This is a genomic window from Ruegeria sp. J8 (genome assembly GCF_056531925.1).
Genome location: NZ_JBQFMR010000007.1, coordinates 91391 through 116324, shown reverse-complemented (window position 1 = coordinate 116324; position 24934 = coordinate 91391). Strand labels below are relative to the sequence as shown.

Below are 24934 nucleotides of genomic sequence, written 5' to 3'. Positions count from 1 at the left end.
TGCATCTTGGACACGCATCGTACATGACACGCGCATGACACTCAGATTCAAAGCTCTCTCCGTCCATCTCTTTACTGCAACCGGCGCCGTTTTCGCGATGCTGGCCATGCTGGCCGCTGTCGAAGAAAAATGGAGCCTGATGTATCTGTGGCTGGTCGTGTCCTTTATTGTCGATGGCATCGACGGCCCACTGGCGCGGCACTATCACGTCAAGAAAAACGCCCCCGAGTTTGACGGCGTATTGCTGGATCTGATTATCGATTACCTGACTTATGTATTCATTCCCGCCTTCGCCCTGTTTAAATCCGGGCTGATGGATGGCTGGACCGGCTGGTTTGCGATCATCGTCATCACCTTCGCCAGCGCGATGTATTTCGCGGACACTCGGATGAAGACCAAGGACAACTCGTTCTCGGGCTTTCCCGGCTGCTGGAACATGTTTGTCATTGTGATCTTCGCGCTCGAACCCAATTTCTGGGTCATCCTGCTCATGGTCTCCCTACTGGCTCTGGCCATGTTCCTGCCGTTAAAATTCGTGCATCCCGTCCGGACCGAGCGTTGGCGCAGCGTCACCCTCCCCATGGCCCTCGCCTGGACCTTTTTCGCCGGATGGGCGGCCTGGGTGGATTTTCATCCCGAAAGCTGGGCGCATTGGGGGCTGGTGATCACCAGCCTGTACCTAGTCTTTGCAGGGATCGCCCAACAGGTGATCCCACAGCAAAAAGCCTAAAGGATTTCCTCGACCTCAAACTCGGTCCCGTTATGGGTGAACACGTCGCCCTCCTGCAGGCCGGTCATCGCCAGATAGATCGGGCTTTGGGTCGAAATCCCCATATAGGTCGTCCCGTCCACATCGAACCGCGTTGTCGACACGCAGACCACAAAACTCCGGTTGTTAAACTTTACCACGGCACCGGGTTGGACTGTATCGGTCAGCCCAAAATCGGTGTTCTCGATCACGTCGATCTTGGCATGATGCGCTTGCAAGGGCGCGTCGAAAGCCGCCGCCAGATCCGCATTCTCACGCGAAGCCGCGATATCATCCTTGTCGTGCCCTTCCCGGTCGTCCAACTGAGAATCCTTCAAAAACGCATCGTAATGCGCCTGCGCGGTCGCCAGCTCCTGTTCTTCCAGTGACATCAAACGGTCAATAATGGCTTTCTTGCGCGCGGCGGGGTCGGCTTGAACGGTCATGCCAAAAACATCCTTCGAATTCTCTATGTGATACAAGTTGGGACGCAAGCGGATGGATTGCAATAGCTTTCCACTCTCAGATCAGCAACCCTGCCGCGCCCTCGTGCCGCAACAAGGCCACCTTGGTCTCCACGCCGCCGTCACCGGAAAACCCACCCAATCCACTTGCCCCCAACACCCGATGGCACGGAATAATGACCGGGATCGGGTTCGCCCCACAGGCCTGCCCCACAGGTTGCGCCGGGCGACCAAGCTGTTTGGCAATATCCCCATAGGTCACAGTCTCGCCCAGTGGAATCGCATACATCAGATCACATACCTGCCGCTGAAAGTCAGAACCGGCCACACGATAAGGCAGATCAAACCGCTCCAACCGCGCCTGATCATAGGCCGCCATCTGCGCTGCCGCCTCACGCAACAAGGCTGACGCCTCACCTTCATTGCGTCCATCCCAGACCAAACGGGTAATCGCACCACCCGTCTCTTCAATCCCCAGACGTCCAAATCGCGTATCGACAGCAATCATCGGCATAGCCAGAACCTGACCGCGAATTGAGAAAAGGCGCAACCCCCAACAGGCTGCGCCCCAATCTTCTTCTGTTCAAAAATACCTCGGAGCGCGAGGCAGAGCCTCGCAGAACTCCAAATCCAGAGACGTTACGCCAACGCCTCGTCACAGCGCCCGCAGACACCCGTATGAGCATGACGCCCGACATCCGGCAGGATTTTCCAGCACCGCTGACACTTCTCGCCCTCGGCCTTTTCGAACACCACCGCAACGCCCTCAATCTCGGGCACGCGGAAAGCCTCGGCCGGGGCCGGATCACCCGTAACAGTCAACCCCGAGGTGATGCACATATCGTCCACATCGAAAGTAGCCAGCAGATCACGGGTTTCCTGGTCCTCAACATAGACGATCGGCGCGGCCTCAAGGCTGGACCCGATGACTTTGTCCTGACGTTGAACCTCCAGCGCAGCCGTCACCGAACGACGCACGCGGCGCACCTTGGCCATGCTTGCTTCCAGTTCCGCATCGCGCCAATTGGCCGGCGTGTCCGGGAAATCCACCAGATGGACCGAGCTGTCATCACCGCCAAACCGCTCCAGCCAGACCTCTTCCATGGTGAAGACCAGAACCGGGGCCAGCCATGTGGTCAGGCGGTGGAAGAGGATATCCAGCACAGTTCGGGCCGAACGGCGACGCAGGTTGTCGCCATCGCAATAGAGCGCATCCTTGCGGACGTCGAAATAGAACGAGGACAGATCTACCGTGGCAAAAGTGAACACAGCGCTGAACACACCCTGGAAATCGAACGCGGCATAGCCCTTGCGCACCTGTTCATCCAGATCGGCCAGACGGCTCAGAACCCAGCGTTCCAGACGCGGCATATCTTCGGGCGCGACGCGATCAGCCTCGGTGAAATCAGCCAATGATCCCAGCATAAACCGCATGGTATTCCGCAGACGACGATAACTGTCAGCGGTGCCCTTCAAGATCTCCGGCCCGATCCGCTGGTCGGCGGTGTAATCGGTCTGGGCCACCCAAAGACGCAGGATATCGGCACCGTATTGCTTGATGACCTCTTCCGGCACGATGGTATTGCCCAGCGATTTGGACATCTTGTTGCCCTTGGCGTCCAGCGTAAAGCCGTGCGTCACCACGTTGCGATAGGGCGCACGGCCCTTGGTGCCGCAGGCCTGCAGCATGGACGAATGGAACCAACCGCGGTGCTGGTCGGTGCCCTCCATATAGACATCGGCGATGCCGTCCTCGGTCCCGTCCTCACGGTCGCGCAGAACGAAGGCGTGGGTCGAACCCGAGTCAAACCATACGTCCAGCACATCGAACACCTGATCATAGTCGTCCGGGTTGGCGATGCCGTCCAGCACCTGTTCCTTGAACCCGTCCGTGTACCAGATATCCGCGCCGTTTTCCTCGAACGCGGCTTTGATACGTGCGTTCAGATCGGCGTTGCGCAGCAGGTAATCGGCATCGGTGGGCAGAGCGCCCTTCTTGGTGAAACAGGTCAGCGGCACACCCCACGCACGCTGGCGGGACAGCACCCAATCCGGGCGGGCCTCAATCATCGAATACAGGCGGTTACGACCCGTCTGCGGGGTCCATTTCACCAGTTCATCAATCGAGCGCAGGGCGCGTTCGCGGATGGTGTCGCCCATCTCGCCCATGCCGTCGTCCAGCTTGCGGTCGACGGAGGCAAACCACTGCGGCGTGTTGCGATAGATGATCGGAGCCTTTGAGCGCCACGAATGCGGATAGCTGTGCTTGATCTTGCCACGCGCCAGCAGCCCGCCAACCTCGGCCAGTTTGTCGATGATAGTCTTGTTCGCATCACCCTCACCGCCCTTGCGGGACAGGATGTATTTGCCACCAAAGAACGGCAGATCGGCACGGAACGAGCCGTCATCCATCACGTTATAGGTGATGACCTGTTCCAACATACCCAGATCGCGATAAAGCTCGAATTCCTCCATCCCGTGCGACGGCGCACAGTGAACGAAACCGGTGCCTTCGGTATCGGTCACAAATTCAGCGGCGCGGAAATCGCGGATGCCATCCCATTCGCCATTGCCGCCCTCGGCCCCGGCCAGCGGGTGGGTCAGTTGCACGCCTGCCAGCTCATCCGTGGTTACGTCGCGGACGCGGGTCCACTGATCGTCGTTCAAACGGGCACGGCCCAGAACATCCGCCGCCAGATTGTCGGCCAGCAGGAATTTGTCACCTACTTTGGCCCAGCATTCATCCGGCGCGCCGGTGACTTCGTAAAGGCCATACGCGATGTCCTTGCCGTAAACGACCGCCTTGTTCGACGGCATCGTCCAAGGGGTCGTCGTCCAGATCACCACAAACGCATCATCCAGATCGCCTGCATTCACGACCTTGAACTTCACCCAGATGGTGAAGCTTTCCTTGTCGTGATACTCGACCTCAGCCTCGGCCAGAGCGGTCTTTTCGACCGGCGACCACATCACGGGTTTGGACCCCTGATAGAGCGTGCCGTTCATCAGGAACTTCATGAACTCATCGGCGATCACGGCCTCGGCGTGATAATCCATGGTGATATAAGGGTCAGGCCAATTGCCGGTGATCCCCAGACGCTTGAATTCTTCGCGCTGGATGTCGATCCAGCCTTCGGCGAACTTGCGGCATTCCTGACGGAAATCGACGATGTTCACCTCGTCCTTGTTCTTGCCTTTTTTGCGATACTGCTCTTCGATCTTCCATTCGATGGGCAGGCCGTGGCAGTCCCAGCCGGGCACGTAACGCGCGTCGTGGCCCATCATCTGATGGCTCCGCACGATCATGTCCTTGATGGTCTTGTTCAGCGCGTGGCCGATATGCAGGTGGCCGTTGGCATAGGGGGGACCATCGTGCAGGGTAAAGGGCGTGCGGCCTTCCTTCTCGCGCAGGCGGTCATAGACGCCGATTTTCTCCCAACGCTCCAGCCATGCAGGTTCGCGCTTGGGCAGGCCAGCGCGCATGGGGAAATCGGTTTTGGGCAGGTTCAGCGTGTCTCTGTAATCAGGTGTATCGGCGCACATTGGGGGCGTCCTTTGGATGATCTGGTCGTATGGATCGAAGCGGTCGGTGCGAGGTCTCAAACACCTTTGCCCGGCGTCTCAGGATGTCAGAGCGCCGGGGATATAATTCGAATAATGATGGCCATCCGGTCATACATGGCCGCGCTTATAAGACGCCCTTGGCAGATGGTCCAGAGCTTCCGCCCCCTGCGGCGAATGGCGCGGTTCAAAACAGCTCGATCGCGGGGCGCGCAATCATCAGCCACAGGATGCTCAGCACCGAAAGAAAGGCCGGGATGCCGCATAAGAACCAGATGCGGAACAATCGGTGATAGCTGTCAGGCAACGGTGCACCCTGTGCAGCAGCCGTCTGTGCCAGATCCCGCAGGCGGACCTGTATCCACACCACAGGCAGCCAGAACACGCCCGTCACGCCGTAAAGCATCAGCGACAGCACGATCCACCCTTCGGCAAGGGACCAACCCAGTCGCCAGGCCAACAAAGCTCCGGTCACGGGTTGGACGACTACGGCGGTCGTCGTGAACAGAAGGTCAGCCAGAATGACCACACGGGCAGTTTGCGCAATAAACCGCGCGTCGCCGGACCGATGCGCCAACAGCATGAAAAACGCGATCCCGGCTCCCGTGCCCAGCAGAACGCTTGCACCGATGACGTGCAGCCATCGCAGGATCAGGTCTGGATCCATCATCGGCTTTGCACCATAGGCCAGGCAACCAGCGACAGCAGCAGTGCAGGCAGCACTTTGACGAGTGGGCCCAACGTGTCCAGCCACAGGCCTGGTGTCACGACCGTTGCCGCCAGCACATAGAACGCTGCCACCCCAACTTGCGCCAGGCACACGCGTGGGGTCCAAGGACGATATAGAACGGCCAGTCCCAAAGCGATATCGACGAAAGACCAGAACACGACAGAACTGACGGCAGCGGCATCGGCCCATCCGGCCTCGGTCAGAACACCGGCGGCCTCGGGCAATCCGACCAATCCGAAAATGCCGGACAGGACCCAGAAGAGACTCAGTACGGCTATGACAAGCGGGGCCAGCAGGGACATGCGCGCGGTCAGCCTGTGTTCACGCGCGCTGGTCATTGACCCATAAATTTCGGGCAGCGGCCTGAGCGACCGACCCGTTGCTGCGCGATAGGGCGCGGGATCACCCATAACACCCGAAGCCATGACCGTCATCGCCGTGCTGCGCAGGGGCGAGCGCCACCCAAGATAGCCCAGCGCGTCAGCACACCGTGCAACTGCCTTGGTCAAGACCGGAGGCATGACAAGCCGAAAGCGGGCCGCCGGGAAACCCAGCCAACGGCGCGTGGTGGCCAGGACATCCCCCAACGATTGGGCTTGATCCTCAACAAGATCGTAGGCGCCTTGCGGTATTTCGTCGGCGCAGCAGGTAACCACGGCATGGCACAAATCCTCCATCCCGACGCACTGGACCGGTGTCGCTGGATAGGCAATCGGCTGTACCAGCGGAACCGCTGCCAGCATCCGCAGTAGGGCCGTTCCACCGTAATCTGATTGCCCGATAACCAGCCCGGGGCGCAAAATCCACAGGTCCGCACCGCTGCTTTCAAGGGCCGCATCACCAGCGGCCTTCGTGCGCATGAACTCGGTGTCCGCATTGGGCGTCGCCCCGATGGCTGATATTTGTACGACCGAAACACCTCGTTTTGCACAGGCCTGACCCAGCGCTGCAATGGCGTGATGATGCACCGCCGCAAGATCATCCGAGGGGCCGTCCTGCAACGCGCCTGCGCAGTTCACAACGCAGTCGATACCAGTGAGTGCGGCCTCCCAATCCTGCGGGTGCGTAAAACGGCGCAAATCGCCCTGAACCAACTTAATTCCGTCCAGTAGCAACGCGCCTTGCACAGGCTCACGAACAAGCCCCGTGACCTGCGCGCCCCGGCCTCGCAAGGCGCGGACCACCGCCGCGCCGATGAAGCCGTAAGCGCCTAGAACAAGGATATTTTTCCCAGTGAGTGTCAGAGCACACCTCGCCACCACGTTGATGCCTTCACCCTAGCCATCTGAGGTATATCCGCCATGGGGACTGTGCCGCCTGCGACAATTCTAGCCGTCAGGGATGAAACAGCGATCCAACCAGATAGGCGATTGATGCCGCAGCGCCCCCAATCAACAAGGTCTCACCACCCGACCGCCACCACGGGGCCAGCGACCAGCGGCTTTTGAGCGCGCCGATGGCAAAAAAGACTCCCATCGTCATCCAAGCTGAGAGCGCAAAGGCGCGCTCGACCCCGGCCAGAAACGGCAAGAGCGGGATCATGCCCGCAACCAGAAAGGCCAGAAACGTCGCCATCGCGGCCTTCATCGGGTGCGGGTCCACACTGCCCAGACCATATTCACCCTCGATCATCAGGTTGATCCAGTTGTCGTGATTGGCGGTGATGGCATCGGTTGCCTCATCCAGAACGCGCCCCGACAGGCCCTTCTGCGACAGGATTTCCCGGACTTCATCGCGCTCACCATCCGGGTAAAGGTGGATGTGGCGCTCTTCGATGGCACGGATGCGGCGGATATTGTCCAACTCAGCTTTGGTGCCCGAGTAATTGCCTGCCGCCATGGAAAACCCATCAGCCAGCACATTGGCCAGCCCCAAGGCTACGATGATGAACGGCGACAACCCGGCCCCCGCGACGCCAGCTACGATCGCAAAAGTCGTCACCGATCCGTCGATGCCGCCGTAAACTACATCGCGCAACACGCCCCGACCGGGGGGCGCGTTGATCCGGGCTGCAATTTCCTGCTGGCTGTGTCCGTGCTCGGTCATGGCTGGCTCCACCTTTGGTATGGCAACCAGCAGGGCAGAGGTCTTTGCGTCAGGTCAAGTCTTGGAAAACAATCCCGCCAACGCCCCTTTGATGATCCGCCGGGTCGAGGGCTTGTGACGGTCCGAGAAAGGCAGCGGGCGGCAGACCTCCATCGCGGCCACCCCGACGCGCGCGCTGAGCGCGCCGTTGACCAGACCTTCGCCGAACCGGCGGGACAGTTTGCTTAGGACCGAGCCGCCCAGAACCGGTTCCAGCAGGTCATCGCCCACAGCCACCGCGCCCGTGGCCACCAGATGCACGAACACAGCGCGAGTCAAACGCCAGCTGCCCAGAAACCCGGCGCGGCCACCGTAGATTTCAGCAATTCGCCGGATCATCCTCAGGGAAGCCGCCAGTGCCGTCACCACATCTGCCAGCGCCAGCGGAACCAGCGCCGTCACCGTGGCCACCTGACGGGCGGCGGCCTCAACCTCGCGGCTGGCGGCTTCGTCCAGCGGGGCCAGAAGTTCGTCTTCTGTCAGGGTAAGCAGGCCGGAGGCATCAAACTGCTCGCCCATGCGTTCGGATAGGCGATCGCGGCCCCATTTGGTGTCGTCGCGCCCCTTGTAGAAGGCCATCAGCCGGTTCGTGACTGCCCGTGCCTGCCCCAGATCACCCTCGGCCAGCGCGGCATCGGCGGCGCGGCGCATCCCGTCCACCCGCGACAGACGCCCAATCGCAGCCAGCTCGCGCAGGGCGATGATCAGCCCGACCACCAGCAACGCGCCGATCAGGCCCGTTACGACCCAGCCCAGAACCGGCGCGCGCAGCAACAGAGACGCCACGAAATCCCAAGCCGCGACCGAGACCACAGCCCCTATCACGGCCGCCGCCAGCCCCCAGAACCAACGCGACAAGGCCGAAGGTTTTCGCGCTGCCAACCGCGCAGCGGTCTGCATCGCCTGCCCCTGCGGAGCGGCGACATCCGGAACCGGCGGTGCCTGCGCCACGTCCGCACCGGGGGCCTCGGCCTCCAGATCAATCAGGACCGGACCTTTAGCCATCTGCGTGTTCCTCTTGATGCCAGACATATTTGATGTCGGGCAGGTTTTCGTCGTTGTCAGAACCATCGCTGCGGGCAACCTCGGCAAACCCGTTGCGCTCGTAGAACCGGCGCGCGCCGCGATTGGCCTGAAAGGCAAACAGCGACAGGTGTGAGCGTTCGGATTTGGCGTGATCCAGCAATCGCTGTCCGATCCCCTGCCCGCGTGCCGGGGCACTTAGATACAACGAGTGTACCTCGACCCCGTTCAGGGCCAGAAATCCAACAACGCCATCATCGGATTCCGCAACAGTGACCCAATCCTGATCAATCATGCGGCCGCAAAAGGCGATGGTTTGCGCACAGGAATGCAGCTCGGGCATCCAGTCATGTTCGCGGGCGAATCCGTGCAGGATTTCTCCGGTGGCTCCGGCATCGGTGCTTCGGGCAGGTCGCAGGATTACCGTCATAGCCGATCTCCGATCAGGAACTGGGCCGCGCGGTCCAGCCGGATATGCGGAGGGCCGTCACTGGGGCGCAGGGTCAACTGCGCGGGCGCAAAGGCCATGAACCCATAGTCTTCGCCCAGCCAGCTTTCAGCGCCGTTGCGCGCAGGCCCCAACAGATGCGTGGGGTCTTCGGGCAACTCGCCGGGATAGAAAGCGGCTTGCTTCCCGTCCAGTAAAGTGCCGCGCACGCAGGGCAAGCCCACCCCATCATGTGTGCGAATTTCTTCGGTCGTGGCGCGGAGCGCGGCCAGCGACAATGCCGCCGTTTCCGCCCCGGCAAAGCTGGCGCGATCGCGGGCGTCGCGGGTCAGCGCCTCCATGATGTGGGTTAGACGGGCGTGTTGGTGGTGGTGCAGATGATCCGCCTTGGTGGCGGCAAACAGGATGCGTTCAACACGCTTTCCCAGCAGCAACCGGCTGAGCCACGCGTTCCGCCCCGGCCGGAACGCCGACAGGATATCGCCCATCGCGCGGCGCATATCCTCAACTGCCTGCGGCCCTTTGTGAATCGCGCCCAGCGCATCAACCAGTACCACTTGCCGGTCAATGCGCGAAAAGTGATCACGGAAGAAGGGTTTGACCACTTGCGATTTATACGCCTCGAACCGACGGGCCATTTCGCGGTGCAGGCTGCGTCTTGCACCACTACCTTCGACAGGCAGCGGCGCGAAGGTCAAAACCGGAGAGCCCGCCAAATCCCCCGGCAGCAAAAACCGCCCAGGCGTGCAATCATAGTAGCCGGCATCGCGCGCGGTGTTGAGGTAATCGGAAAACGCCTTCGCCAGGGCCTGCGCCTGCGGCTCATCATGCTCGGCCTCTGGGTCGGAGGCTTTGGCCTGCGCAAGGTAGCCTGCTGCCTCGGCGCGGTTGGTGATACGATCCAACGTCTCAGACGACCACGACCCATAGGACTTGTCCAGCAAAGCCAGATCCAAAAGCCATTCGCCGGGGTAATCCACGATGTCCAGATGAACCTTACGCGGACCCTGCAGGCCGGACAGCAATCCGGCAGGCCGGGCCTTGAAGGACAGGCGCAGTTCAGAAACCGCCCGCGTGCTGTCCGGCCAATGCGGCTTTGGGCCGGTCAGGGCTGCCAAATGGTTTTCATAATCGAACCGCGGCACCGTGTCGTCGGGCTGGGGTTGCAGATAGGCTGCGTTGATCCGCCCCTCTTGCTGCGCCACTAAGCCGGGCATCCGGCCCCTGTCCAGCAGGTTGGCGACCAGCGACGTGATGAACACCGTCTTGCCCGACCGTGCCAAGCCGGTCACACCCAGACGGATCACCGGTTCGAACAATGCCTCGGACACGCTGTCGCCCACGGTTTCAAATCCGCGCACAAGACTGTCTGCCAGCGATGAAATGACCAAATTGTCGTCCCGCTTTTATCGTTTTTCCCAAGATAGGTAGCCGGTGCGCGACATACCAGCGCTTTCCTGCCCTTGCCCGTCTCGTCACCGCGCGCTACCAGCAGCACATGCCCAGATACGCGCTGAAAGTCGAATACCTTGGAGAACCGTTTGCCGGATGGCAGCGGCAAAAGGATCAACCCTCGGTTCAGGGGGCGATCGAGCAGGCCTTGTCGCGCATTCAACCCGGCGCGCATACCATTGCCGCCGCTGGTCGTACTGATGCGGGCGTTCACGCGCTGGGACAGGTCGCCCATTGCGATCTGGTCAAGGATTGGGACCCGTTTCGCCTGTCCGAGGCGCTGAACTATCACCTCAAGCCCGACCCTGTTGCGATTGTGCAAGCCGCGCGGGTCGAGGACGATTGGCATGCCCGGTTCTCAGCGGTCGAGCGGCAGTATCTGTTCCGTATCCTGATGCGCCGCGCGCCCGCGACCCATGACGCGGGGCAAGTTTGGCAGATCAATCACCAACTGGACGTGGCGGCGATGCAGGCCGGGGCAGATATGCTGATCGGGCGGCATGATTTCACCACCTTCCGGTCGTCCATTTGTCAGGCCGCCAGCCCGGTGAAAACGCTGGATGAGCTGCGGGTTGAACAGGTGCAGGGTTTCTCTGGTCCCGAGATTCACTTTCACGTCCGCGCGCGGTCTTTCCTGCACAATCAGGTCCGCAGTTTCGTCGGCACGCTGGAACGGGTGGGCGCCGGTGCTTGGTCACCCGAAGATGTGCGGGACGCGTTAGAGGCACAAGACCGCGCCGCCTGCGGGCCCGTATGCCCGCCGCAGGGGCTGTATCTGGCGCGGGTCGGCTATCCCGAACCCATCTTAAACTAGATCGCACGCAGCAGCAGCCCGCTAGCAATAACGGCAATCAACAACCCTGCCACCAGTTCAATCGTGGGGGCCAGCACCTGCGCGAAACGGGTGGCAGAGGCTGAGGCCAACAACCCGCCACGCAAGCCAAACGAAGTCCAACCGACCAGAGTTGTCACTGTCGCCGTGCCCAGTGCCATGGCGAACGCACCGGCAATACCCACCATGGCGATACCCATCTGCCACGTCAGGATCAGCACGAACAAAGCGCCGGTACAGGGGCGCGCCGCGATGCCTGCGATTAGCAATGCCGCCTCTTTCCAATTGCCGATCTGCGCCACTTCTTCAGCGGTGGGGCCGTGGCGGTGGCCGCAATCGGAACAGACCTCATGATCATGGTGATGATGATCGTGGTGATGATGCGCGTGAGATTTCTCGGCCCGGTTTCGGCGGGCGAAACTACGCAGGCCCCGGAACACCAGCCACAGACCGATTGCAGCGATGGCGCCGTAGCTGACCGGGGCCATGACCTGCTCGGTCGTGCCAACCAGACTGTCCCGCGACATCTGGAACACCAGAACACCCGCATAAACCAGCACAACAGCCGTGACGGCCTGGCCCAGACTGGACAGCACGCTGATCGCAGACAAACGCCAAAAGGCGACGTTGCGGCCCAGTCCATAGCCTCCGATCAGTACCTTGCCGTGACCGGGACCGATGGCGTGAAAAAACCCATAGGCGAAACATACGGTCAACAGAGTGGCTACGGCCTGAGGCTGTTCTGCCCGCGCAGCACGCAGGGATCGGGCGATCTGGTTCTGAAATTCCCGCTGTTCCCCGGCGGCCCAAGCGGCGAGGTTGTCAAACCCTCCGCTGCCCCAGAACCACAACAGCAGGCCCAAAGCCAAGGCGACAGGGACAATCAGGTACTTGGACATGAAACGCGGATCTCAGTCGCAAAGTCTTCGCCCACCAGCGGGATATCGTTTTCCTCAAGATCATAATCGGCATCCAATGTCAGAAGGAACGCCCGCATCTGCGCAAGCTGGCCGTCAATATCCGGCACGATCTTTTCGATATTGCACGATATATTTCCCGTGACCGTCACAGGGCGTGTCACTTCGTAGGCGGTGTAGTAGGTCTCGTCGAACGCTTTGGCTGAAAGCGCCGATGCCGCCACTGGTGCGCCCTCAACCGCCCTCAGGTGGGTCGAGACGATGCGGCCATTTTCGGTGGAGGCCGTGGGCTCTGCCGGACCCGACAAAGGTACGATGCGCCCCTCGGACCAAAGAACCAGATCACCGTTGTAGCCTTCCAGCCATTGGGCGTCGAACCCGGCCAAAAACGCCTGCTCGCTTTCGCTCAGCTGACCATCACCATCTTGATCCAGCTTTCTGTCTTCAAGCTCGAACAGGGAATACAGCTCATCATAGGCCCAAGTGACGCGCACATGGGTCAGGTTGCCCGCGTCATCCACGATAAACTCCAGCCCCGTGTCGATGAAAACATGAGGGTGGGCCAATGCCGGGATCGGCAGGCAACAGGTCAACAAGGAGATCAACAAACGCATGATCGGAAGATAGGGCCTTGTACCCGCCGCGACAATGCACATTCAAGCCAACGCGCAGAAACCGGCCCACCTTCAGGCCCGAGGAAACAGAACCAGTGTTTGCAGGGCCGTGCCCACGGGGCCTTGGGTGTCGAACAAAACCGACTGCGACATGCCGATACCCGATGGCTGCCAATGGCAGACCGACTCTGACGCCAGCCAGTCCGAGACCGGTTCGCGGTGGATTTGAACCGTCAGGTCAGTGTTCATGAAGCCCATCTCGGTTGTCGGCGCGTTCCACGAAATACCGTTGCCGCAATCGGCCAGCGGACAGAGCGCCTGGATAGGAGATTGCACTTCGTCCGCCAACAGCGGCGGCGTCCGCATCCAGATGGTTTTGGGCCCCGGGCCCTGATTGCCGCCTTTGGGGTAGAGGATATCGGAGTGATTGGCGAAACCGGGCAGGTTGTGGCGGGTCTCTCCAATCGGAAACGGCCCGGTCACTGCGTCATCCAACTGCGGCGGGGGCATGGTCACATTCGCAACGGGGCCAAGATCACGGCGCACCAAATGCATGGTAGTGGCCGTCGCGCAGAGCGTGTCGTCAAGATCATGCACCGTGACCCGCGTGGTCGCCAGTGTCTTGGTGTGGCGGGTCGTCTCGGCGGCGACACGCAGTCCGGCCAGCGGTAGCGGGCGCAACAAGTCTACTGACAGCCGGGTCAGCATCTTCTCGGGCCCGACCTCGGTTTCGGCTGCACGCACGATCAGTCCACTGACGGGACCTGCATGGCAATGATCGGCGGACCAAGGTCCCCGAGCCGCGTCATTGCCCACAAATGCGCCATCCGGGCTGATGTGGAAATAGGCGGGTTGGCTCCCGTCGAGCTCTGCCTGCATACCGATGCTCACACCTTTTCCTGCGTGTGTTTCTTCAACTCGGCCCGCGCGACCTGACGGCGGTGCACTGCATCCGGCCCATCGGCCAGACGCAGCGTGCGCACGTGGGTCCAGGCCGTGGCCAACGGCGTATCCTGACTGATCCCTTGCGCACCAAACATCTGGACCGCCTCGTCAATCACCTTCAACGCGACCCGAGGGGCCACGACCTTGATCTGGCTAATCCAAGGCGCCGCCGCCCGCGCATCGCCCTGATCCATGTACCACGCGGCCTTAAGGCACAGCAGGCGGGCCATCTCGATCTCCATCCGGCATTCGGCGATGATGTCGAAATTGGCCCCAAGCTGCGCCAGTTTCTTGCCAAACGCCTCGCGCTGAAGCGACCTTTTGCACATCTGTTCCAGCGCGCTTTCTGCCTGACCGATGGCGCGCATGCAGTGGTGGATACGTCCCGGCCCCAGACGGCCCTGCGCGATTTCGAATCCCCGCCCTTCGCCCAGCAGGATGTTTTCTGCAGGAACGCGCACATTGGTGAACCGGATATGCATATGCCCATGGGGCGCATCGTCATGGCCATAAACTTCCATCGGGCGCAGAACCTCGATCCCCGGCGTGTCGGCAGGCACGACGATCATCGATTGACGCTGGTGCTTTGGCTGTTCCTCGCCTGCGGTCTTAACCATCACGATATAGACCTTGCAGCGCGGATCGCCCGCCCCTGACGACCACCACTTTTCGCCGTTCAGAACATAGTCGTCCCCGTCCCGCACACAGGACATCGACACATTCGTGGCATCCGACGAGGCCACATCTGGTTCCGTCATCAGATAAGCCGAGCGAATCTGGCCGTCCAGCAGAGGCTTCAGCCACTGCTCTTTCATCTTTTCCGAGCCGTAGCGTTCGAACACCTCCATGTTGCCGGTATCAGGCGCAGAGCAGTTGAACACCTCGGCCCCCAACGGGGTCTTGCCCATCTCTTCAGCGAAAAAGGCATATTCGACCGTGGTCAGCCCAATCCCCTTCTCGCTATCCGTCAGCCAGAAGTTCCACAACCCCGCCGCCTTGGCCTTGGCTTTCAGACCTTCCAAAATCTCGGCCTGTCTTTCGGTATATTGCCAGCGGTCGCCCTTGGCGATTTCGCCCTGATATTCTGCCTCCAGCGGCATCACCTCGTCACGGATCATCTCGACCACCCGTTGCAGCAGAGCGCGGTTTTCCTCGCGCAGGGTGAATGACATGTTCATGGGCTTCCTCCTTGCACCCGGCAGACGGGCTTTACCTTCGGCCTGAGAATGACTTAGCTGCCGACATGATGTCCAGTTGGGTGACGAAACGTCAACTCAATCAAATTAGTAGGTGGAGACAAATATGGCGCTGTTGATCGAAACCGGGTTAACCGGCTGGATGAGTGATGCGGATATCGCCCGTGACATTCGAGCTGTGGACCCTGATCTGGATGTGCGGACGCCCGATACGATCGGCGATGCGGATCAGATTACCATGGTGGCTGTGGCTGGACTGCGAGACGCGCGCTTAAAAGAATTGCCCAACCTTAAACTGGTGCAAAAGCTTGGTGCAGGGGTTGAAACGATTGTGGGCAACCCAAATCTGCCAGACCACGTCCGCGTCGCAAGGTTGAAACCGGATGCGCCCGCGCAAGGCATTGCCGAGTGGTTCGTGGCCTATGTTCTGCGACACCAGCGCCACATGCCCTTTTACGAAGCCGCCCAGACCCGCGCTGAATGGCTGCCAAAAGAGCCCGGCTATTCGCCCGATACCACGGTCGGCGTACTGGGGCTGGGGCATATCGGGTCACGCAGCGCCCTGATGCTGCGCGCAATCGGCTTTCAAGTTTTGGGGTGGAGCCGCTCGCCCAAAGAAATTGGCGGCGTAACCTGCCTTCACGGCGATGATGCTCTTCCCGAACTGCTGGGGCAATGTGATCATGTCTGCGCGATCTTGCCCTCGACCCCTGAAACCAAGGGCCTGTTTGATGCCGACATGCTGGGGACTATGAAACCGGGTAGCCAGCTGTTGAATGCTGGACGCGGGGACTTGATCGACGAGGCGGCCCTGATTGACGCGCTGGATGTGGGCCGCCCGGCTCACGCGGTTCTGGACGTGACAAGCACCGAGCCGCTTCCGTCGAACAGCCCGCTCTGGTCCCATTCCGGTGTCACGATCACCCCGCATGTTTCGGGTTGGCATTTGGGCGACGCATTGGCTGATGTGGCCGAGAATTACCGGCGGCTGAACGCAGGATCGCCCCTGCTTCATGAGGTAGACCGCACACGCGGCTATTGATGGCGTTTCAAGGGGTCAAAATCCACTTGCCGTCCGCGCTGCGGCAACGCTGTGTGCCCACCTCACGCGTTTGATCGGTGCCGTCGGGCTGGATAAAGTGTTGCAGTTGCACGCAATTGTCGCGCACGCCTTGCACCCGAATTGTGCCTTTGGACCCACTTTCGGGATTGCTCCAGCTTTGTTCTGCCCCTACTTGCGGCCTGCCGGATTCAAGCATCGCGTCTGCCGTCGCATTGACGACTTTGAAATCGTCAGGGCTCAGCCCCATTTCTGCGATGATCCGCGACAATGGTTTCGCATAGCTCAACGTGCCGGCGGTCAACGCCACCGCCAAAACCGTAGCTGAAATAATCCGGGCCATCATAGCTGCCTCTTCTTTTTCGAAATGAATTTGCAATCAACACTATACAGGCTCTGACCATGCGTCCAAGCCCCCGCCGCGCCCATCAGTCAAACACAGCCGTCCCCGCCCCAAGGCATCGGAACCCTTCGCAATAGGTACGACCCAAATTCCAAAGCCGCTGCTTGGCTCTGGTCCAGATTTGCGCGCTCATCACCCTCACATTCCCTGCCCGCAAGCCGCACATTCCAGCTTTTCAGGACGTTTTTGATACCCGACCTTCTGGGACAAGTAGCGTCGCATGCCCATAACCCTGTAAAAACAGTGTGTTTCCGAGCGGTTTCTTTGGCGCAGGGCTTCACAGGATGAGTTGAATCTGATGAAATACGCGTAGTTTTTTAGCACTGGAGATTGTTCAATGGTACTGCGTGGATCCCTGTTGGCGCTGGCCGCTGTCATCGGCTTGACGGCTTTTAACGCAACCCCTGTTGTCGCCAAGGAAGAGACCAAGTCCGTCTCGGTCTTCAGCCGTACCTGGGCGATCACGCAAGTCTCGGATGGTCCGATCGTATATCGTGCGACGCGGGACAACAATAACCTCAATCCATTTGGCCCGCCGCCGCGACTGCGCACGCTACAGGCCATTGCGGCGATCCAGCAGGCCACCGGGTGCAAACCCATCGTATCCAGCATGTATCAGAACATCTCGGGCCAGTTCTTTTCCCAAGTTAGCTGTAACTGAACCCGGCACAAAACGGGCATTGAGGTCAACGCAACGCGCTGCCATAGCTTGCGCATGAAACTTGCGATCAACGGATTCGGCCGCATTGGCCGCACGATCCTGCGGCAGCTGCTGGCCATGCCGCAGGACAATGGTATCGACCTGGTGCTGATCAACGATATCGCACCGCTGGAGACCTGTGCCTATCTGTTCAAATATGACAGCACCTTTGGCCCCTATGCGGGACAGGTAGATCAGGACGACGCCCATTTGGTCGTGGACGGGCGCAGGATTCCCGTGACGCACAGCCCCGACCTGTCACGCGTTGATCTGACAGGCGTGGATGTGCTGATGGATTGCACAGGCGTTGCCCGAACTTCGGATGTGGCTGGTCAAGGGTTGGTGGCAGGTGCAGGCAAGGTCTTGATCTCGGGCCCATCACCTGCGACCGAAGTTACGATTGTTCTTGGAGCAAACGAAGATCAGCTTGGGTCTGCGCGCATCGTTTCGAATGCCTCGTGCACGACCAACGGTTTGGCGCCTCTGGTCAAGGTGCTGGACGGGATCGGCGGCGTCGTTTCCGGGCACATGACCACCATTCACTGTTATACCAACAGCCAGCCCATGGTGGACGCGCCCCGCGGTGATCTGACCCGGTCGCGGGCGGGGGCGCTGTCGATGGTTCCGACAACCACCAGCGCCATGCATCTGATCGACGAGGTTTTGCCCCATCTTGCGGGCCGTATCTCGGGCGCGGCGGTACGGGTTCCCACGGCCAGCGTGTCAGCAGTCGATCTGATCGTGACGCTGGAACGCGGTATGCCGGCCGAAATTTTCGAAACAGCGCTGCGAGAGGTCGTGACACAATCGCCGGTTCTGGGCTGGACGGATGAACCTCTGGTCTCATCGGATTTGCGCACGCGCCCCGAGTCTCTGGTGATCGCTGGCCCCGAAACGCGTCAAATCGGAGAACACCAGATCCGCGTATTCGGCTGGTACGACAATGAATGGGGCTTTTCCGCCCGGATGCTGGATGTCGCGCAGCTAATGGCTGCAAGCTAAAAATCGCGGACCAGCTACAGCACCCTCCGGGTCGCAGACCAACGTGACGCTGACGAGCACCCGCGCATTGAATTCATATGGCGCTTTTGCGCGACCTGCCGCGATGCGGCCCAATATCACCAATTTAACGCGCCACTACCATTCAATACGATCCTCCTGCACCAATGCGTAGGGTCTTGGCCACCACACCTGGCTGCAATTCCCAGTACATATTCGATAATTTCTTTCCCAACGCAGCGACTGATGATCTAACTGTTCAGAAAGAGCTGTCACCCTTCATAAGGCAGCAATATTGCGTTCGATTTTGGGCAGTTGGAGCCAACAGATGCAGGGAAGCAGGCTGCGCTTTTCTAAAAACTTGGTACTGGGCATCGTGGCTGCCGCATTGCCGACCGGACTGTCCGCTCTGGAAACCTCGCTGGTCGCGCCAGGCGCTCCGCAAGAGTTGGTGGACCGGATCGAGGAGACATCTTCGGTTACCACCGCAGAATCCCGCGGGTTGGATACTCCGCTGGAAATCCTGTCCGCCGCACTGTCGGATTATCGGACTATCGTCCAGATCATGTATGATGAGGGATATTTCAGCCCGGAAGTCAGCATCAAGCTAGATGGTCAGGAAGCAGCAGAGCTCAGCTCGCTCAGCGTCCCGGCCAAGATCGACCGCGCGGTGATTACCGTGGCAACGGGCCCTTCCTACCGTTTTGGCGAGGCGACCTTGCGACCGATTGCGCCGGAAACCGTCTTGCCCGAGGATTTTGCGATTGGCAAACCCGCCTCAACTGGGGCCATCCAGCGCGCGGCCTCGGCCGGTGTTCAGGGCTGGCGCAACGTAGGTCATGCCAAGGCCGGTGTCGCCGGACAAAAGGTGATCGCTCGCCACCCACAGGCCCGGCTGGACGCAGAGATCGACGTCGATCCCGGTCCGCGCCTGAGATTTGGCGAAATGTTCATTCTGGGTGATTCTGACGTCAAACACTCTTCGATCGAAAAGATCGCGGGTTTCCCCTCGGGTCAGGTCTATTCACCCGAAGAAATCCAGAAGGTCGGCACCCGATTGCGCAGGACCGGAACTTTCAATGTGGTCGCCATCGAAGAGCGTGAAACCCCGAACGCCGACGGCACGTTGGATTTCGACGTCTATTTCGAAGACCTGCCCAAGCGCCGCCTGACGCTGGGTTTCGAAATAGCCTCGCGCGATGGGATCGACCTGACCGCCACCTGGACACACCGCAACGTGTTCAAACGCGCCGAGCGTCTGCGTTTTGAAGCTGCATTGCGCAACATCGGCGGGTCCGAGGACTTGGATGGCCGGATCGGCTTGCGACTGGACCAGCCAGACCGGCTTGGCCCCGATGACAGCACCTTCTGGAATGCCCTGATCGACCGCCGCAATACGGACAACTACAGTGTGTCAATCACCTCGCTGGCATATGGTGCGCGCCGGACCTTCTCGGACCGGCTTTATGCCGAGGCTTCGGCAGGGTTTCAGTTGTCAAACGCGGACGATGCCTTCGGCGACGGACGCAAATTCAGGTATTTCATCCTTCCGTTCCGCGCCGAGTGGGATGAACGCGACAGCAAGGTCAGCGCCTCGCGCGGGTTCTATCTGGATGCGCAGGCTATGCCATTTGTTGGACTGTCAGGCACGGAAACAGGTGCCCGCTTCTTCGCGGATGCGCGCAGCTATACCAGCCTTGGAACCGACGGGCGCATCGTTCTGGCGGGTCGGGTGCAAATCGGCTCAGTCATCGGCCCCTCGCTGGACGGTGTGACCCCGGACTTCCTGTTCTATTCTGGCGGTGCAGGCACTGTTCGCGGGCAGCCCTTTGAAAGCCTTGGTATCCCCGTCGGAGATGAGGTCGCAGGCGGCAAGTCGTTTTTGGGGCTTTCGGGCGAAGTTCGTGGTAAAATCACTGATACTATCTCGTTGGTTGGGTTTTATGACTACGGGGCGGTCGATACGACGGCTTTTGTGACCAGCACGGCGAATTCCCATTCGGGGGCTGGTCTGGGGGTCAGGTACGATTTGGGCGGCTTTGGCCCGTTGCGGCTTGATCTGGCTGTGCCGGTTCAGGGTGACACGGGCAATGGTCTGCAATTTTATATCGGGATCGGACAGGCATTTTGATACGACACACTTCATATACGATTGTCAGTGCCACTCTGATCGCAATCGCACCGCCGGTATTCGCGCAGGAAGACGGCGGCGGCAGTATGCTCGAGACCTTCTTGCAGGACACATTGTCGGGCGACAATCAGAACGTAACGGTCAAGGGCCTGCAAGGCGCGCTCAGCGCCCGTGCCACGATCGAGGAAATCACTGTCGCCGATGATGAAGGTGTCTGGCTGACCATCAAGGACGCCCAGCTTGATTGGAACCGACTGGCCCTGATCCGGGGACGGTTCTCGGTCAATGCGCTGACGGCGCAGGAAATCGACATCGCCCGCGCGCCGGGGGCGACGACAACGGAAGAGCCCGCCGCTTCGGCTGAGACACAGCCCTTTCAACTTCCTGAATTGCCGGTTTCCATTGAGATCGGCGAGATTCGGGTGGATGAGCTGGCCTTGGGCGAGCCTCTAATCGGTGTGGCGGCCGATCTGTCTGTCACTGGAAATCTGTCTCTGGCCGACGGAACGATGGACACCAATCTGGACATCACCCGGCTGGATCGCGCTGGGGATGAGATCAAGCTGACCGCTGGATTCCAGAACGACTCGAGCCAGATCACACTGGATTTGCAGGTGATCGAGGCGTCGGGCGGGCTCATATCGACCGCGCTGAAAATCCCTGACAGCCCGCCGATTGGGTTGACGGCCAAGGGATCAGGCCCGCTGACGGATTTTACTGCCGATATCGGGCTGAGCAGCGATAACAAGCAGCGCGTTTCGGGCCAAGTGCGCCTGCGCGCGGCTGAGGCCGATCAGGGTATCGCCTTCACCACCAACCTCAGCGGCGACCTGACCTCGTTTCTGACCGCCGAGATTGACCCGTTCTTTGGCCCCGAGACCCGCCTGTTCGTCGACGGGCAGACCAAACCCGACGGCGCTCTGGAGGTCTCGGACCTTGAACTGACGACGCAGGCTCTGAGCCTGAAAGGGGAATTGCAACTGGGCGAAGGCAGCGCTTTGCAACTGGCGGCCCTGCAAGGGCGGATCACCCCGCCCGACGGGCAATCCGTGACCCTACCCGTCGCAGGTGGGGATACGTCGATCAAAGCGGCACAGATTTCGGCGCTGTTTGACCGGAAAAACGGCAATCTGTGGGATCTCAGCCTGACGGCCAACGGGCTGAACGCACCGCAAGCCAATCTGCAAAACGCGCGCATTACCGCTCAGGGCGTTCTGGATCAGGACGAGGGCTTTGCGGTCAGCGGCGATCTTCAGGCCAGTGTTTCCGGCATTGACCTGAACGATCCCGCCCTGAACGCCGCTTTGGGGCAGCGGATCATATTGGACGGACAGTTCGACTATGGCAGCGATCAGTCCTTGAACCTGTCCGGGTTCGAGCTGATCGGCTCGGACTATGATCTGGCGCTGGATGCGCTGGTCAACGGCCTGAACAGCGGACTCAGCATCGATGGCTCGGCCGAGTTGAACGCAACCGACCTGTCGCGCTTTTCCGATCTGGCGCAGATGGAACTGGGCGGTCAGATCACGGCGCGGGTCGAGGGCAAAGGATCCCCGCTTGATGGCAGCTTTGACGGCAAACTGACCGTTGAGGGGGCCGACCTGTCGACTGGGCGCGAGGATATCGACCCGATTATCACCGGCAACACCACCGTCACGCTGGACGGTCAGCGGGGGGCGGACGGCATCACAGTGCGTACCTTCGCTCTGGACAGTTCCGCCGCGCAGGTCGAGGCCAGTGGCAACGTCACGACACCAGATGGAAACCTGACAATTGACGGGCAGGCAAAAGTCAACGCCCCGGATCTGTCGGTCTTTTCCAGGTTGGCCCAACATGATCTGGGCGGCTCTGTCCGGGCCGAGTTCGCGGGCCAGGGCACCGCGCAAACACAAGAATTCGACGGTACGCTCAACATCGTCGCGCGCGATCTACAGACCGGCTTGGCCGATTACGATCCATTGCTGACCGGGCAAACCACGATTCTGTGGGATGGCGCGCGTTCGCTCGACAAGATTGAAATTCGCAAAGCAACCGTGAACGGCACAGCGCTGCGTGCGCAGGTACAGGCGACGGTCAACAACCCAACGGACGCGCCTTCGGGTGAAGGGACGGTGCAGTTGGTCGTGCCCGACCTGTCGCTTTTCTCGGGCATTGCGGATCGGGAACTGACCGGTGTGGTCAACGCCAATTTGACGGGCAGCGGCGACCTATCGAGCCGCGCTTTTGATGTGCAAGGTGATGTGGATGCCGACAATATACAGATTGGAATGGACCTTGTGGACCGCCTAATTCAGGGCCGCACGACCCTGTCTGTGGACGCCCAAAACAGCGACGAAGGCTTGGATGTCAGAAACTTTCGCCTGAAGGGCACCGCAATCTCGGCCGATGCGTCGGGCAAGGTGGCGCGTCAGTCGGGCGGGCTGAATTATTCGGTTCAGCTGGATGACCTAGCGCGGATCACGGACATCCTGTCAGGGCCGCTAACATTGACCGGCAATGTCGCACCCACCGCGGATGGCGTCGAGGGCACGACAACCCTGAGTGGTCCCGACAGCTCCTACGCGTCATTGATCGGGTCGGTAGACGCGGACGGTTCGGCGGATTTTGACTTTGACGCCAAGTTCAACCGGATCGAGCGGTTCCTGCCAGAGTTCCCTGGCTCAGTCGCCACAAGCGGCACGGCAAAGCGGCAGAACGGGGTCTGGACCATCGATTCCAACACCGAAGGTCCGGCACAAATTAACAGCACTTTGTCGGGTACGTTCGATGAAACCTCGGGCGAAGCCGATTTGAAGGCCGTGGGCGGTGTCAATATCGGCATCGCGAACCTGTTCATCTCGCCCAACAAGATCGACGGCACGGCCCAGTTTGACGTGGCGCTCAAGGGCAAGCCCGCGCTGGATGCGCTGAGCGGGACAATCACCACCAACGGCACCTCGCTGGCGCTGCCAACCGCAGGACAGACCTTCACCGGGATCGACGGAACGGTAACATTAGCGCAAAGCCGGGCAACCATTGCGATAACCGGCGGCCCGCGCTCGGGTGGCAGTTTCAACGTGTCCGGACCGATTGACCTGACCCCGCCCTTCAACGCCAATGTGACGACGACGCTGAACAATCTGGTGCTGACAGATCAGCTCTTATTCGAAACATCGCTGAACGGTCAGATCGCGCTGACCGGCGCTCTGGCTGCCAACAGTGCCGTTTCAGGCCAGATCAATTTCGGCGAAACCAATATCAATCTTGCTGCGGCGTCCGGCGCCGTAGGTGCCGCGCCGATCCCGAATATCGAACATGTCGGGGAAAGCCCGGCCAGCTACCTGACGCGGGAACGCGCTGGTTTGATCGTGGACGAGGAGGCCACCCAAAGCGACTCGCGCATCGCGCTTGATGTTTCACTGCTGGCTCCGAAGGCGGTGTTCGTGCGCGGTCGCGGCGTAAATGCAGAGCTGGGTGGGCGTTTGTTCATTGGCGGGACAACCAGTTCCGTGGTCCCATCCGGTCAGATCGAGCTGATCCGAGGTAACTTGGACATCCTTGGCCGCCGTCTGGCCCTGACCAAGGGGGTCGTAACCCTGCAAGGCGACCTGACGCCCTATATCGAGTTCGCATCCTCGACCAGCACATCAGAGGGCACCGCGACAATCGAGATCGCAGGCCCGCTGGATGCGCCCGAGGTCAATGTATTCTCAGACCCCGAGCGCCCTGCAGAAGAGGCGTTGGCGATCCTGCTGTTCGGCAACCGGTTCTCGGAATTGTCGCCCTTTGTCATCGCCCAGATGGCCGCGTCATTGGCGCAGCTCAGCGGGGCGGGCGGGGACGCGACCAAAGGCCTGCGCGACAGCACCGGAGTTGATACAGTTGATATCGGCGCCACCGAGGGCGGCGCTGGACGCCTGGGCGCAGGCGCGTATCTGAGCGACAACCTCTATACCGATTTCACCGTGAACACCGAAGGTGACACCGAGGTGAACCTGAACCTGGACGTGACGGATAACTTCACCGTGCGCGGCACTGTCGACGGACAGGGTGAGACAGGGATCGGCATGTTCTTTCAACGCGACTACTGACGGCGGATACCAATCGGCTGACCGACCTGCGGCGCAGGCGTAAGCCCCGCGTGGTCGCGCACCATTTGGGCCAACCGGGCGGCGGCCCACTCTGGATACGCCTCAGACCGACCGGTGGTGTGGCTGACATTCATGAACAACGCCTCTTGCGTGGCGCAAACCTCTCCCGCGTCTGACAGCATTTCGGCAAAATAATGCCCGCGTTTGTGATCGGCATCCAACATGCGGATACGAAATGTCAAAGGCTGCCCCTCGAGCACCTCTTGCAGGAAGGACATCTGCGATTGCAGCACATAGGGTCCCTGCCCCAGCGCGTCGACCTGCACCTCACCCAAGCCCAGATGATCCACCATCAACCGCTCGAGCGCCATGTCGAACGCAACGCCGTAGTAGCCCACATTCATATGGCCGTTATAGTCGATCCATTCGGGCAGCACTTCAAAGCCCCGAATCTCCACCGGCGCATCATAGGGGCCGTCATGCCCGCTTAACGGTTCTGTCATCTGCATCATCCTCGCAACAGGGCGGCATGTTTGGACGCACGAACCCTGCTGTC

Annotated in this window: 22 protein-coding genes; 7 read left to right on the top strand and 15 right to left on the bottom strand. The window is 60.4% G+C overall.

Going from position 1 to position 24934, the window contains the following annotated elements:
• Nucleotides 1-34: 34 nt before the first annotated feature.
• Nucleotides 35-730: a CDP-alcohol phosphatidyltransferase family protein gene (locus ACR0L1_RS15565; RefSeq protein WP_170769949.1), complete on the top strand. Its 696-nt coding sequence runs from the start codon at nt 35-37 to the stop codon at nt 728-730.
• Here ACR0L1_RS15565 and ACR0L1_RS15560 read toward each other — a convergent pair.
• The 9 genes from ACR0L1_RS15560 to ACR0L1_RS15520 form a co-directional block, all read right to left on the bottom strand.
• A complete protein-coding gene (locus ACR0L1_RS15560; protein ID WP_170769948.1) occupies nt 727-1194 on the bottom strand; it encodes a hypothetical protein in 468 nt (155 codons plus the stop codon). The genes ACR0L1_RS15565 and ACR0L1_RS15560 overlap by 4 nt on opposite strands.
• A 76-nt stretch (nt 1195-1270) precedes the next feature.
• Nucleotides 1271-1726 (bottom strand): methylated-DNA--[protein]-cysteine S-methyltransferase, encoded by a 456-nt coding sequence (locus ACR0L1_RS15555; protein WP_170769947.1) that lies wholly within the window; start codon nt 1724-1726, stop codon nt 1271-1273.
• A 125-nt stretch (nt 1727-1851) separates the two neighbouring features.
• Entirely contained in the window at nt 1852-4755 is a 2904-nt protein-coding gene (gene ileS, locus ACR0L1_RS15550) for an isoleucine--tRNA ligase (RefSeq protein ID WP_480859740.1), read from the bottom strand.
• Nucleotides 4756-4960: 205 nt separating this feature from the next.
• A complete protein-coding gene (locus ACR0L1_RS15545; protein WP_480502896.1) occupies nt 4961-5440 on the bottom strand; it encodes a DUF2269 family protein in 480 nt (159 codons plus the stop codon).
• Nucleotides 5440-6762 (bottom strand): SDR family oxidoreductase, encoded by a 1323-nt coding sequence (locus ACR0L1_RS15540; protein WP_480859739.1) that lies wholly within the window; start codon nt 6760-6762, stop codon nt 5440-5442. The genes ACR0L1_RS15545 and ACR0L1_RS15540 overlap by 1 nt, the downstream gene beginning before the upstream one ends.
• 76 nt (nt 6763-6838) lie before the next feature.
• Nucleotides 6839-7549, bottom strand: a complete 711-nt coding sequence (locus ACR0L1_RS15535; protein ID WP_170790373.1) for a VIT1/CCC1 transporter family protein — start codon at nt 7547-7549, stop codon at nt 6839-6841.
• A gap of 54 nt (nt 7550-7603) precedes the next feature.
• A complete protein-coding gene (locus tag ACR0L1_RS15530) occupies nt 7604-8593 on the bottom strand; it encodes a YcjF family protein (protein ID WP_480859737.1) in 990 nt (329 codons plus the stop codon).
• On the bottom strand, nt 8586-9041 hold the full coding sequence (locus ACR0L1_RS15525; RefSeq protein ID WP_480859735.1) for an N-acetyltransferase family protein: 456 nt from the start codon (nt 9039-9041) through the stop codon (nt 8586-8588). Before ACR0L1_RS15525 ends, ACR0L1_RS15530 begins: the two co-directional genes overlap by 8 nt.
• Nucleotides 9038-10450 (bottom strand): YcjX family GTP-binding protein, encoded by a 1413-nt coding sequence (locus tag ACR0L1_RS15520; RefSeq protein WP_480859733.1) that lies wholly within the window; start codon nt 10448-10450, stop codon nt 9038-9040. Before ACR0L1_RS15520 ends, ACR0L1_RS15525 begins: the two co-directional genes overlap by 4 nt.
• 107 nt (nt 10451-10557) lie before the next feature.
• Between ACR0L1_RS15520 and truA the strand changes: the two genes are divergently transcribed.
• Nucleotides 10558-11325 carry a tRNA pseudouridine(38-40) synthase TruA gene (gene truA, locus ACR0L1_RS15515; protein ID WP_480859731.1) on the top strand — a complete coding sequence of 256 codons (768 nt, stop codon included), beginning with the start codon at nt 10558-10560 and terminating at the stop codon, nt 11323-11325.
• Here truA and ACR0L1_RS15510 read toward each other — a convergent pair.
• The 4 genes from ACR0L1_RS15510 to ACR0L1_RS15495 form a co-directional block, all read right to left on the bottom strand.
• Entirely contained in the window at nt 11322-12242 is a 921-nt protein-coding gene (locus tag ACR0L1_RS15510) for a nickel/cobalt transporter (RefSeq protein WP_170790369.1), read from the bottom strand. The genes truA and ACR0L1_RS15510 overlap by 4 nt on opposite strands.
• The gene (locus ACR0L1_RS15505) at nt 12227-12874 is read right to left on the bottom strand and encodes a DUF1007 family protein (protein ID WP_480859729.1); all 648 of its coding nucleotides are present in this window, start codon (nt 12872-12874) and stop codon (nt 12227-12229) included. The genes ACR0L1_RS15510 and ACR0L1_RS15505 overlap by 16 nt, the downstream gene beginning before the upstream one ends.
• A gap of 72 nt (nt 12875-12946) precedes the next feature.
• Nucleotides 12947-13765 carry a thioesterase family protein gene (locus tag ACR0L1_RS15500; RefSeq protein WP_480859727.1) on the bottom strand — a complete coding sequence of 273 codons (819 nt, stop codon included), beginning with the start codon at nt 13763-13765 and terminating at the stop codon, nt 12947-12949.
• Complete coding sequence (locus ACR0L1_RS15495) at nt 13762-14997, bottom strand: acyl-CoA dehydrogenase family protein (RefSeq protein WP_480859725.1); 1236 nt, start codon at nt 14995-14997, stop codon at nt 13762-13764. The genes ACR0L1_RS15500 and ACR0L1_RS15495 overlap by 4 nt, the downstream gene beginning before the upstream one ends.
• A gap of 124 nt (nt 14998-15121) precedes the next feature.
• On the opposite strand from ACR0L1_RS15495, the gene ACR0L1_RS15490 reads away from it, so the two are divergent.
• Complete coding sequence (locus tag ACR0L1_RS15490; protein WP_480859723.1) at nt 15122-16057, top strand: 2-hydroxyacid dehydrogenase; 936 nt, start codon at nt 15122-15124, stop codon at nt 16055-16057.
• 7 nt (nt 16058-16064) lie between these two features.
• Here ACR0L1_RS15490 and ACR0L1_RS15485 read toward each other — a convergent pair whose 3' ends face one another.
• The gene (locus tag ACR0L1_RS15485; protein ID WP_237217229.1) at nt 16065-16421 is read right to left on the bottom strand and encodes a hypothetical protein; all 357 of its coding nucleotides are present in this window, start codon (nt 16419-16421) and stop codon (nt 16065-16067) included.
• A 394-nt stretch (nt 16422-16815) separates the two neighbouring features.
• Between ACR0L1_RS15485 and ACR0L1_RS15480 the strand changes: the two genes are divergently transcribed.
• The 4 genes from ACR0L1_RS15480 to ACR0L1_RS15465 all read left to right on the top strand — a co-directional run bounded on the left by ACR0L1_RS15480 (nt 16816) and on the right by ACR0L1_RS15465 (nt 24378).
• Nucleotides 16816-17139 (top strand): hypothetical protein, encoded by a 324-nt coding sequence (locus ACR0L1_RS15480; protein ID WP_170769937.1) that lies wholly within the window; start codon nt 16816-16818, stop codon nt 17137-17139.
• Between the two features lie 54 nt (nt 17140-17193).
• The gene (locus ACR0L1_RS15475) at nt 17194-18180 is read left to right on the top strand and encodes a type I glyceraldehyde-3-phosphate dehydrogenase (protein WP_170769936.1); all 987 of its coding nucleotides are present in this window, start codon (nt 17194-17196) and stop codon (nt 18178-18180) included.
• A 325-nt stretch (nt 18181-18505) separates the two neighbouring features.
• The gene (locus tag ACR0L1_RS15470) at nt 18506-20308 is read left to right on the top strand and encodes an autotransporter assembly complex protein TamA (RefSeq protein WP_480859720.1); all 1803 of its coding nucleotides are present in this window, start codon (nt 18506-18508) and stop codon (nt 20306-20308) included.
• A complete protein-coding gene (locus tag ACR0L1_RS15465; protein WP_480859718.1) occupies nt 20305-24378 on the top strand; it encodes a translocation/assembly module TamB domain-containing protein in 4074 nt (1357 codons plus the stop codon). Before ACR0L1_RS15470 ends, ACR0L1_RS15465 begins: the two co-directional genes overlap by 4 nt.
• Here ACR0L1_RS15465 and ACR0L1_RS15460 read toward each other — a convergent pair.
• Entirely contained in the window at nt 24372-24881 is a 510-nt protein-coding gene (locus tag ACR0L1_RS15460; protein ID WP_480859717.1) for a thioesterase family protein, read from the bottom strand. The two genes, ACR0L1_RS15465 and ACR0L1_RS15460, sit on opposite strands and share 7 nt — an antisense overlap.
• Nucleotides 24882-24934: the final 53 nt, after the last annotated feature.